Annotated in this window: 9 protein-coding genes; 3 read left to right on the forward strand and 6 right to left on the reverse strand. The window is 64.2% G+C overall.

All coding sequences use genetic code 11. The features are described 5' to 3' along the window. Positions 1–109: 109 nt before the first annotated feature. Genes amrB through VF515_14910 form a run of 3 tightly spaced genes read right to left on the reverse strand, consistent with a single transcriptional unit; the run spans position 110 to position 2,502 of the window. Positions 110–967 (reverse strand): AmmeMemoRadiSam system protein B, encoded by an 858-nt coding sequence (gene amrB, locus VF515_14900; GenBank protein ID HEX7408919.1) that lies wholly within the window; start codon positions 965–967, stop codon positions 110–112. Between the two features lie 30 nt (positions 968–997). Further along, the gene (locus VF515_14905) at positions 998–1,315 is read right to left on the reverse strand and encodes a hypothetical protein (GenBank protein HEX7408920.1); all 318 of its coding nucleotides are present in this window, start codon (positions 1,313–1,315) and stop codon (positions 998–1,000) included. Positions 1,316–1,353: 38 nt separating this feature from the next. After that, the gene (locus VF515_14910; GenBank protein ID HEX7408921.1) at positions 1,354–2,502 is read right to left on the reverse strand and encodes a hybrid sensor histidine kinase/response regulator; all 1,149 of its coding nucleotides are present in this window, start codon (positions 2,500–2,502) and stop codon (positions 1,354–1,356) included. Positions 2,503–2,701: 199 nt separating this feature from the next. On the opposite strand from VF515_14910, the gene VF515_14915 reads away from it, so the two are divergent. Beyond that, a complete protein-coding gene (locus VF515_14915; protein HEX7408922.1) occupies positions 2,702–5,026 on the forward strand; it encodes a PBP1A family penicillin-binding protein in 2,325 nt (774 codons plus the stop codon). A 49-nt stretch (positions 5,027–5,075) separates the two neighbouring features. Here the strand turns inward: VF515_14915 and VF515_14920 are convergent, their stop codons facing one another. Further along, on the reverse strand, positions 5,076–6,101 hold the full coding sequence (locus tag VF515_14920; GenBank protein ID HEX7408923.1) for a histone deacetylase: 1,026 nt from the start codon (positions 6,099–6,101) through the stop codon (positions 5,076–5,078). Positions 6,102–6,206: 105 nt separating this feature from the next. Between VF515_14920 and tatB the strand changes: the two genes are divergently transcribed. After that, positions 6,207–6,536 (forward strand): Sec-independent protein translocase protein TatB, encoded by a 330-nt coding sequence (gene tatB, locus VF515_14925; GenBank protein ID HEX7408924.1) that lies wholly within the window; start codon positions 6,207–6,209, stop codon positions 6,534–6,536. Further along, positions 6,537–7,298: a twin-arginine translocase subunit TatC gene (gene tatC / locus VF515_14930; protein HEX7408925.1), complete on the forward strand. Its 762-nt coding sequence runs from the start codon at positions 6,537–6,539 to the stop codon at positions 7,296–7,298. A gap of 1 nt (position 7,299) precedes the next feature. Here tatC and VF515_14935 read toward each other — a convergent pair whose 3' ends face one another. Further along, on the reverse strand, positions 7,300–7,584 hold the full coding sequence (locus VF515_14935; GenBank protein ID HEX7408926.1) for a DUF4911 domain-containing protein: 285 nt from the start codon (positions 7,582–7,584) through the stop codon (positions 7,300–7,302). Next, a partial coding sequence (locus VF515_14940; protein HEX7408927.1) for a YdcF family protein occupies positions 7,581–8,198 on the reverse strand: 618 nt, incomplete at its 5' end. The genes VF515_14935 and VF515_14940, both read right to left, overlap by 4 nt.

Consider the following 8,198-nt stretch of genomic DNA (forward strand, 5'->3'; position numbering starts at 1 on the left):
TATATACCACGGTGTTGCGGGCCACAACGTGCCGACTGCCGCGAGTTCCCCGATTTGCCGGGGCGCGGGCCGAGTCCCGCTGGAGAATGGTGGCGGCGTGCAGTTCTGGTTACGACGAACGGGGGAAAGCGATGCTCGCGTAACTGACACAGTGCTCGTAATCCCCGGCAACATCGAGCGAGGTGTAGTACGCCAGCAACTCCCCGGGCGTGCGCCGCGCGTGCATGGTCAGAAACAGCGCGATCGGGAGGTGGCCGCAGATCGTTGCTCCGGTCTCCGCCACATAGCGCTCGAAAGCGGTTGCCTCACCAGCGCAAGCCCGCTCGATGGCGCCCATGTCCAATGCTCTCACGCCGGCGCGAACCGGCTCCTCCCCTTCGGCGGGGAAGGGCAGGTAACCAAAGCGCCTTCCGTAATGGACGAAGTCCGAGCTCACGACGAAGAGCGTCGTGCCGTCGATCAGTTGCTCTAACGCACGCGCGGCGGTCGTCAGGTCCTCGGAGGTCAAATCACCGATCAGTGCTGGGACGACTTGAACAGCGGGTAGCACCCGTTGCAGGAACGGCAACTGGATCTCCAGGGCATGCTCGGCGTGAAACGGTTCGGGGTCGCTCCGATACAAAGGGGAGTTGAGCAGCACATCCAGGGCGCCACTGTCCACTGGCACCAGGCCCAGAGGCGTTTCGAACGCATCGACCTGGAGCACCGCCACGCCACGAAACGCAGCGAAGTGGCTCGGGGCGAGAATCACCACCCGCCGATAGTGCGCGGCATTCAGTTGCCCATACCCGGCGGCGGCGGCTTGCCCGGAATAGACGTATCCGGCGTGCGGAACGATCAAGCCGATGAGCGGGGAGGAATGAGCAGCTCGGGCCGTGTGCAACAAGTCGTCAACCTGGCGCCGCAGGCGCGGCCCATCTCCCGCATACCAACTTCCCGCCAGATCACTGCGTTTGATATGTGCCATTGTGGGTTGCGAATGCCGCGCCCGCCGCTTCTACGACGGGGCGCATACTGCCTCCGGCCCGGCTGCCGTGTTGAGTTCAGGTCGGAAGAGCAGTTCGCGCTGCGCGCGGATCTCAGGCAGCCGGTAGCAATCAACGCAGGTCACGACCGTGCTGACCCGTAAGAGCCTGAGCACGGTCATCACCCCGGACGGATCATCCGGACGTTGAATGGTGCTGGGTTCCACCTCACCCGTGTGTAGCCAGTAATAGTCGACGCGGTACGAAGACCGGGTGTGCATGGTCTCGGCAACTTCCCGACCGCAATGGGTGCAGTGCAACGAGAGGTTACTGGCGTCGTCGACGGACATCGTCTCTATTGTATCGGAAGTTCAAACAATTTCGACCGCTACACCGCCGCAGGTTGCAGCGGCAGCGCGACGGTGAACTGGCTTCCCACCCCACATTGGCTGCGGACCATGACCGTTCCGCCGTGCTGTTCGATGATCGCCTTGGTGATGGCCAGTCCCAAGCCCAGGCCACGTGACCCGAACTCGAAGCGACCGGAGGTGTGCAGGTGGATGTCGCCGCACGCGGCCGAGAGCGGCTCGAATACCTGATCGAGCAGACCGGCATCGATGCCGATGCCCGTGTCGGTGACGCTGATTTCTACCGCGCCAGGGGTGGCGACGGCGGCGACCGTGACGGAGCCGCCGTCGGGCGTGAATCTCACCGCGTTGGAGATGAGGTTGAACAAGGCCCGCTCAAGCCACACGCGATCAGCGGTCATGGTGGGCAACGCGGTGGGTACCTCGAACCGCAAGGCGAGTTTCCGGGCGCCGATGAGTGTCTGGAAGGTGGCCTGCAAGCTGTCGAGCACGGGGCGGAGATCTACGGACGCTCGGTGCAACTTCAGGGTCCCGGAGCCCCAGCGTGCCGCCGTGGTCATTTGCGCCAGGCCGCGCGCCAACCAGTGAGCATTGCGGCTGGCGGTGTCCAACCACGGGCGTGCCGCTGCTGGCAGATCGGTATCGGACACCAGCGCGAGTGCGTTCGACAAGAGATGCAATGGGGTGCCCAATTCGTGGCTGGCGATGGCAAGCAGGCGCCCCTTCTGGTCGGCCTCGCGGCGCACCCGCTGGTAGGCCTGTTCGAGTTCGCGAATCAGCCGCCGCCGATCGGCCTCGGCCTCGTAGCGCTCGAGTCCACGCCGAACCACCAAGCGTAGCTCGTGCGGCTCCCAGGGCTTGGTCAGATAGTAATACACATGCCCGGTGTTGATGGCTGCAACCAGGGTGTCGACGCCGATGTCGCCCGTGAGTAGCACGCGAACGATGTCCGGATACTGCGTCGCCGTGCGTGCGAGCAACTCGGTGCCGGTCATTTCGGGCATGCGCTGGTCGACGATCATCAATGCAACCGGCTCCGCTGCCAGCGCCGCTAGTCCCTGCGTCGCGCTCGTGGCGCTGACGATGCGGTGCTCATCCTGCAGCGCACGCGCGATGGCGCGCACGCTGGCCGGTTCATCGTCGATGACTAGGAGGGTATAGGCTGCCATAGCTGCAGCTCAATACCGCAAAATAGGCATAACCCAGGTTGGGTTGCAACGAACGTGACTTGACGGCCTGGTGAGGGCTCGACGCCTGGATGCCGCCAGGCTGCGGCGGGCTCACGGCAAAAGGTGACTGTCAAAACGTTCCCACCGTACGTTCAGTTGACCAACTGAGCCGTGGCCGGTATCGTTGGAGCGAACAACCATGGCCAATTCGCGATCTCGTCCGCGCCGTGCTGTTGCGTTCGGGCGTACGGTCCGCAACCTGGTCCTGTTCCTTCTCTTGGTGGTCCTGCTGTCCGGTGCGGTGGCGCTGGGGCTGGTCTACTGGGAGCTGACCACCAACCTTCCGTCGGTAGAGAAGCTCTCCCAGTACCGTCCGCCGATTGCGACCCAGGTGCTGGCGGACGATGGCACCGTGGTCGGCGAGTTCTACTTCGAGAAGCGGTATCTTCTGCCGATCCAGCGTATCCCCGCACTGGTCCGCAATGCGTTCATCGCTGCCGAAGACGACACCTTCTACCAGCATGGCGGCATCAATCCGCTGAGCATCGTGCGAGCCCTCGTCAATGACGTGATTGCCGGCGGGAAAGTCCAGGGCGGCAGTACCATCACCCAACAAGTCGTCAAGTCGCTGTTGCTGACGCCGCAGAAAAGTTACGAGCGCAAGTTGAAGGAGATGTTGCTGGCCACGCGTCTGGAGCGCCAGCTGAGCAAGGACGAGATTCTCGGGCTCTATCTCAACCATATCTATCTCGGTAGCGGCGCTTACGGTGTGGCCGCCGCGGCGGCGGAATATTTCGGCAAGACCGTCGACGAGTTGACCCTGGCCGAGGCCGCCTTGCTTGCTGGCCTCCCGCAAGCGCCCAGCCGCTATTCGCCGTTCAACCACTGGCCGCGGGCGAAAGCCCGCCAGCGCTACGTGTTGGAGCGGATGGCCGAGGTCGGCTTCGTCACGTCGGCACAGGCCGTAGCTGCCGCACGTGAGCCGCTGGCGCTGGCATCGCGGAAAGGCAGCTACATCGCGGCGCCGTACTACGTCGAGCACGTTCGTCGCCTCCTGGAGCAGAAATATGGCGAGACGGCACTGTATGCGCTCGGGCTGCGGGTGCAGACCGGCCTCAATCTGCGCATGCAGGCGGCAGCGGAGGCCGCTCTCCGCGAAGGTCTGAACAACCTGGCGGCGCGCGAGCATTACAACGGGGCGGTGCGGCACCTCACGCCCGTGCAAAAGGATGCGTTCCTCCACAATCAGCGCGACGCGATGGCGGGGCACGCGTTGGAGCGCGGGCAGACCTATGAGGCCCTGGTCACCGGCAGCGCGCACGGTGCCACGCGCGTGCAGGTCGGACCGTTTCACGGCTCGCTGCAGGCTGCGGCACAGCGCGATGGCACGCGCGCGGAGACCTACCGCCCCGGCGACGTGGTGCGTGTGCGGCTGGCGCCGTCGACCGGCAACGACAGTACCTACGAGTTTGTTCGCGATCACGAACCGCCGGTGCAAGGCGCCTTCGTTGCGCTCGATCCGGGCAGCGGTGCGGTGAAGGTGCTGATTGGCGGCTATGATTTCGACAGCAGCCAGTTCAACCGCGCCGTGCAAGGATTGCGGCAGCCGGGTTCGGCTTTCAAACCGCTGATTTATGCCGCCGCCCTCGATCGGAACTTCACCCCGGCTTCGATCATCGTCGACGAACCGATTTCGTTCCAGGACCACAACGCCGTATGGATGCCGCACAACTACGAAGAGAAGTACTTCGGGCCGACGACCTTGCGGGAAGCGCTGACCTTTTCACGCAACGTCGTTACGGTGAAACTCGCCACCCGCGTGGGCGTCAAGCCCCTGGTCAAGTACATTCGGCACCTCGGCATCCACAGCCCGCTGGCACCCAACCTGTCGTTGGCCCTCGGTTCGTCCGAAGTGAACCTGCTGGACTTGGCGGCGGCGTATGGTGTCTTCGCCAATCAGGGGCAGCGTGCCGAGCCGCGCTTCATCATCCGCGTTACGGACAGCCAAGGCAGCATCATGGATGAGAACGTTCCACAAACCGAGCAGGTCATTTCGCCCGAGACGGCCTACCTCATTACGAGCATGCTGCAGAGTGTCATTGACCATGGCACCGGCCGCAAGGCAAAGGCGCTTGGCCGGCCGGCCGCCGGCAAGACCGGAACGACGAACGACATAGACGACGCCTGGTTCATCGGCTACACGCCGCAACTGCTGGCGGGATTGTGGATTGGTTTCGACGAGAAGCGCAGCCTGGGCAAGGGCGAGACCGGTGGGCAAGTTGCTGCGCCGATCTGGGAGCGCTTCATGGAGCGCGCCCTGGAGAACGAGCCCATTCTCGATTTCCCGGTGCCGGCGGGCATCAGCTTCGTGCTCATCAACCCGCGCACCGGGCAGCGGCTCGTGCCCGGGAGCGGCGGCATTCTCGAGTGCTTCCGCCGCGGCACGGAGCCGCCGGTCGCAGCCGTCCAGCCGGCAAAGGCCGCACCCGAACCTGATCGGGACTTGTTCCGCAGCCTGGATTGAAGAGCGCGCGTGCGGCCAACGCCTGCACGCGCGGACGCGTGCAGGTTGCTCACGGCCGCCAGTAGCGGCTCTGCACTTTCTTGATGCGCTGGATCAGCGCGTCCGCCCGGCTTGGGGCCGGTGGGGCAGGGAGGGGCTCCGTACTGCCCTGCAACTCCCGCAGGACGGCGTGGGTCGAGTCGCGGATCGCCATCAGGTCGTAGCCACCCTCGAGAATGGCGGCGCAGCGGCCTTGGCTGTGATCGCGTGCAATTTCCAGCAGCGTTCGCGCCATGGATCGGAAGCCGCCTTCCGTGACCTGCATGCCGCCGAGTGGGTCGCGGGCGTGGGCGTCGAAGCCCGCCGAAATCAGCACGAATTGCGGATCATACTGGCGTGCGATGGGTTCGATGATCTGCTGGAACGCCTGGTGGTACTCGACGTCACCAAATCCCGCCGGGAAGGCCAGATTCAGGGTGTACCCTTCGCCCTCCCCGCGGCCGACCTCGTCGATGGCCCCGGTGCCGGGATAGTACGGGTACTGGTGGGTGGAAACGTAGAGCACGCCGGGGTCGTCCTCGAACAGGTGCTGTGTCCCGTTGCCGTGATGCAGATCCCAGTCGACGATCAGGATGCGCTCCAAGCCATGACGGCGGCGGAGGTACTCGGCACCCACGGCCACATTGTTGAAGAGGCAGAAGCCCATGGCGCGGTGGCGTTCGGCATGGTGGCCGGGCGGCCGCACGCAGGCGAAGCCGTTGGGTACCTGCCCCGAGATCACCGCGTCGAGCAATGCGAGAAAGCCACCCGCCGCGAGACTGGCGACGGCATAGGACTCGGGACACGTCGGCGTGTCGGCGTCGAAGGCGAAGCCGGGCTTGTGTTGCGTTGCCGCAACCTCTTCGACGTAGGCGGGGTCGTGGACCAGTGCGAGCTCGTCGCCGGACGCGGGCCGCGCCGGCACGCGGGTGAGGTCACTTGGTGCGGCATCAGCCAACGGCAGCAACACCGCGATGCGCTCTGGACGCTCGGGATGTCCCGCGCCGGTCTCGTGGTCCATATAGCGCGGGTCGATAACGACACCGGTGCGTGCCATCGGCGGTACCATAGCAACCGTCCGGACCGCGGTAAACGTCGCGGCGTGCTGATTTGACAGCGTGGAGCGATTTCACTAGCGTGACGAGGTCTCTGAACGTACTCCATGTTTGGCATCGGAACCCCGGAACTGCTGGTCATCCTCGTCGTGGCGCTCATCGTGCTCGGGCCCGAGCGCTTGCCGGAGGTCGCGCGGGTTTTGGGCCGCGCGATGGCGGAGCTGCGACGGGCGACCAGTGGCCTGACGGACGAATTACATAACGCCAAAATCCTTTTGGAAGAGCAGGCGCAAGCCGCCATGCGGGAGCAGGCCAAGCCGAAACCTCCCGACGTCCCGGCTACCCCGCATCCGCCGAGCGCGCTGGGCGATTTCGCGCCGGAGAAAGTGGCGGACCCTGCTGCAGAGAAAAAGGACCATGAGCATTCGGAGGGGTAAATGGTCGACGTCAAGATGCCCCTCACGGCGCATTTGCAGGAGCTGCGCTGGCGGCTGATCAAGTCGTTGCTCGCCATCGCGGTCGGATTCACCGCCTGCTACAACTTTGCCGAGACGCTGTTCCAGTTGCTGGCGCGGCCGCTGCTGGCGATCAACGCCGGCAACGGCTCTCAAGCCGACGTTGTGCACCTGATTGGTACCGGTTTGGTGGAGGCGTTCTTTACCAAGCTCAAGGTCTCGGCCATCGCCGCCCTCTTTCTTGCGAGCCCCGTGATCCTCTACCAGCTCTGGAAGTTCGTGGCGCCGGGGCTCTACCAGAACGAGAAGCGGTACGCCATACCATTCGTCCTGTTCGGCACGTCCTTTTTCCTGGCGGGCGCGGCCTTTTGTTACGAGGCGGTGCTGCCTGTCGGCTATCAGTTCTTCATCGCGCAGTACGGCACCATCCAGGTCAGCCCGCAGATCCGCATCAGTGAATACCTGACCTTTACGGCGCGGATGCTGCTGGCCTTCGGCGTCACCTTCGAGCTGCCGGTGGTCGTCTTCTTCCTCGCCCGCTTCGGCTTGGTGACGCACCGCATGATGCTCCAGTACACCCGCTACGCCATACTGGTCATTTTCATCGTTGCCGCGATGCTGACGCCCGGGCCGGATGTGGCTTCGCAACTGCTGATGGCTGCGCCGCTCCTCGTCCTGTACGGCGTGAGTATCGGCGTGGCGTACGTCTTCGGCAAACCGCGGGAGACTGAGGCGAAGTCCTGAATCAGGTCTCCGGATCGGCGGTGATTTCGCGCATCAGCCAGTCATCCGCTTCGAATGGCGGTGCGGTGATCTCGGCGTAATCGATCTGCGCCTGCACATCACGCAGAATCTGCCGAGCGACGGCCAGGAAATCGTGGACTACCAGCACCACGATGATCGCGGCCCGGCGATCGACCGTACGTACGATGCCGACGCCTTCATAGGATTCGAACAGGAACTTGATGAAGGCGATATCCGTCGGAGCCAGACGCAGATATATGGGATGGATGGTGTGGGCCGCGGTCATGTATCACCCGCTGCCGGTGGAAGCGGTCGCCAGCGATCGATGAGCAGGTAGGTGAGGAGCTTCCCGTATTCAGTGATCACGCGGCGCACCGTGCCACGATCGTGCCACCAGTCGTCGGGCGTGAAGGGGTCGTAGGGCGATGGACACACGGTAATTTCGATGCGGCCCTGGGCAAGCCGGCGGAAGATCATGCGCGCGCGCCGGGCGTGGGCTTTTGAGGTGACCAGCAAAATGGACTTGATCCGCTGCGCTTGCAGGTAGCTGATGACGATGCGCGCTTCAGCCAGCGTGCTGGAAGCCGGAGTCGATAACACCGAGATGACGTCTCGGGAAATGCCAAAATGCTGCGCCACCATCAGGTTCTCTTCGTGAGGCTCTGGCAGATTTCCGCCGCGCGCACGCAGGGCGGCGAGCCCTGGCAATGATGGCTCGCGGGTGAGAATGATGCGTGGCGCCATGTGCGCTTGGTACAGATCGACTGCCTCCAGCATGCGGTCGGGGAGCGAGCCGGAGAGCACGACAATGGCTTCCGCAGGGTGGGTGCCGTCACGTGCAATCAGGAAACCGCCTATGGTGCTGAGCACCGGCCGTCGGGCGGCGTAGACCAGCGCCGC

This window comes from Candidatus Binatia bacterium (genome assembly GCA_036382395.1).
Classification (GTDB): domain Bacteria; phylum Desulfobacterota; class Binatia; order HRBIN30; family HRBIN30; genus JAGDMS01.

Excerpts from the sequence above, each read along its gene's own strand:
- tatC (HEX7408925.1), top strand. The coding sequence starts at position 6,537 with ATGGTCGACGTCAAGATGCCCCTCACGGCGCATTTGCAGGAGCTGCGC.
- VF515_14920 (HEX7408923.1), bottom strand. The coding sequence starts at position 6,101 with ATGGCACGCACCGGTGTCGTTATCGACCCGCGCTATATGGACCACGAG.
- VF515_14915 (HEX7408922.1), top strand. The coding sequence starts at position 2,702 with ATGGCCAATTCGCGATCTCGTCCGCGCCGTGCTGTTGCGTTCGGGCGT.
- VF515_14935 (HEX7408926.1), bottom strand. The coding sequence starts at position 7,584 with ATGACCGCGGCCCACACCATCCATCCCATATATCTGCGTCTGGCTCCG.
- tatB (HEX7408924.1), top strand. The coding sequence starts at position 6,207 with ATGTTTGGCATCGGAACCCCGGAACTGCTGGTCATCCTCGTCGTGGCG.
- VF515_14905 (HEX7408920.1), bottom strand. The coding sequence starts at position 1,315 with ATGTCCGTCGACGACGCCAGTAACCTCTCGTTGCACTGCACCCATTGC.
- VF515_14910 (HEX7408921.1), bottom strand. The coding sequence starts at position 2,502 with ATGGCAGCCTATACCCTCCTAGTCATCGACGATGAACCGGCCAGCGTG.
- amrB (HEX7408919.1), bottom strand. The coding sequence starts at position 967 with ATGGCACATATCAAACGCAGTGATCTGGCGGGAAGTTGGTATGCGGGA.